The sequence below is a fragment of the Legionella tunisiensis genome (assembly GCF_000308315.1).
GTDB lineage: Bacteria > Pseudomonadota > Gammaproteobacteria > Legionellales > Legionellaceae > Tatlockia > Tatlockia tunisiensis.
Genome location: NZ_CALJ01000336.1, coordinates 1 through 1,909, shown reverse-complemented (window position 1 = coordinate 1,909; position 1,909 = coordinate 1). Strand labels below are relative to the sequence as shown.

Sequence of the window (1,909 nt, the reverse complement as noted above, 5' to 3'; positions counted from 1 at the left end):
TAATCTCTTCACCTAAGAGAAGACGGGCCTTTATGAGCTTGCTCTTGGATTTCCTCTCGAAATTTTGATTCTTTAGAAGAAAAGAAACGATATAGTGGTTTAAAGCCAAGACTTAACACATCGGTTAATTTTTTGGAGAAACGGCCTTTCAGACCAATCCGGTTTATTATCTAAACAGGTTTTAACGACTTCTTTTGCCGCTTCTTTTGCTGCTTCCTTATCGATGCTTCCAGTAATATCTGTACTCTCAATTTTTTCATATAACTTATGGACCTTATCAATCGCATGATATCTGTTTACAAGTTTTTGTTGCATGGGAGAGTATTCTTCATTATCAGTAACTTTTAATACATCTTCTGGTAAGAGCCCTTCCTTAACAAGTTTATCTTCCAAATGTTTTTTATAATCCTGGATGATATTTTTAATGGTTTGCATTCTTCTTTATCTCTCTGCAGTTGTTCTTCAATTTTATGTAGTTGTTCCGCAAAACGCTGCTCGATGTCCTGTTTAACTGCTTCAATAGAGTAGCCTTGCTTCTCTTTTGCATCTAGAATATTAAGCAGGGATTCGCGATGTTCGTAAAGTTCACTACTATTTTTTATTGCTGAAAAATCAATCTGAAGATTTAAAGTAAATTCTTCACCTATAGCAATCGCTTGCTCAATAGAAAAGCGATCATCTACTTTTGGCTGCAACATCCCGTTAAGCATGGTTTTAATAATTTGTTGATTTTCTGGATTGATACCATCAATCCCCGTAAACAAACTTGACAGATTTGGCTGTTGATTTGCAATAGAAGGAAGCTCGTGCATTTTAGTACCAAAAGTCTTCTCATCAAGATGCCAAAGAAAAGCGAGAACTCTTGCCATAGAAAATACATCGACTTTTTCCGTGTGGTCTGATTTAGACCAAATTTCGGGGGCCATAAAAATTGGAGACCCAACCAGCTTATGATCATTATCATTATTTTTTGCACTCGAGCCATAATCAATAATATTGACCGTAATAGATTCATTCAGATCTACTAAAATATTTTGTTGTTTTATATCTCGATGGATAATGCCACAATCACTGACTTGTTCTTTCAATGCTTTAAGTAAAGCCTGTGTTAAGTCAAGGCGCTGCTGTACCGTCAGTGGCTTTTTATGGGACTGATCATCCTTTAGGATATCAGCTAACTCTCTTCCTTTTAATTTTCTCATTACTGAATAGCTGGTTGAGCCATCGATTGTAGGCTCCTTAACCGCCATATGAGCAGCCTCTTTGGATAAATTGTATTCAGTTTCTGATAACTCCTGACTATTGTTGTGGCATTGAATTTTGACCACACGTGTTTTATCGTTATGTCCTGCTTGCTTGTAATGAATCTTACCCTCTGTTAATTTAAGAGTTCCTGCAATTTCAAAAATTGAACCAAATTTGCCCTTCCCAATGCATTTATCAGTGATAAAATCATAACGAACTTGTGATTTGTCTTTTCTTTTTGTGCTCAACCACATCATGGGAAAATTGGAATTCGGTGCCATCGTAAAAAGTATAGGTTGTGTCCTTTTTCCAAACATGAATCCCTAGCTTAGATTGAGTATCAAAAAATTAATAATGTGTTCAGCATCTTTTTCTGTGAGTAATTCAGGATTGATTATCTCAGGCATTATTTTGCCCCCAAATTAAAATGGTTAGATATAATTATACGATACATATATTAAGTGATAATTAAGCCTTTCGCTGCAGACCCAACTTGGAACAAGCTATTATTTATACGGCCAAAATCCTTTTGAACAATGGAATGAGTTTTCATTCTATCTTTCTAAGTACGGCCCGCAATATTGTCGACGAACCGAAACTAGTTACAATTTCACATATAAGGCCTGGTGTGTACGTCGCACCTGTTTTGTGACAACTTTGTTCC

General features: G+C 36.0%; 2 protein-coding genes. Both read right to left on the bottom strand.

The features are described from left to right. Window positions 1-99 precede the first annotated feature (99 nt). The gene (locus BN58_RS29385; protein WP_019218449.1) at window positions 100-393 is read right to left on the bottom strand and encodes a hypothetical protein; all 294 of its coding nucleotides are present in this window, start codon (window positions 391-393) and stop codon (window positions 100-102) included. After that, complete coding sequence (locus BN58_RS29380) at window positions 345-1,526, bottom strand: protein kinase domain-containing protein (RefSeq protein WP_019218448.1); 1,182 nt, start codon at window positions 1,524-1,526, stop codon at window positions 345-347. Before BN58_RS29380 ends, BN58_RS29385 begins: the two co-directional genes overlap by 49 nt. Between the last annotated feature and the right edge of the window lie 383 nt (window positions 1,527-1,909).

Bases quoted from the DNA above. Each gene is read 5' to 3' on its own strand.
- BN58_RS29380 (WP_019218448.1), bottom strand. From the start codon at position 1,526: ATGGCACCGAATTCCAATTTTCCCATGATGTGGTTGAGCACAAAAAGA.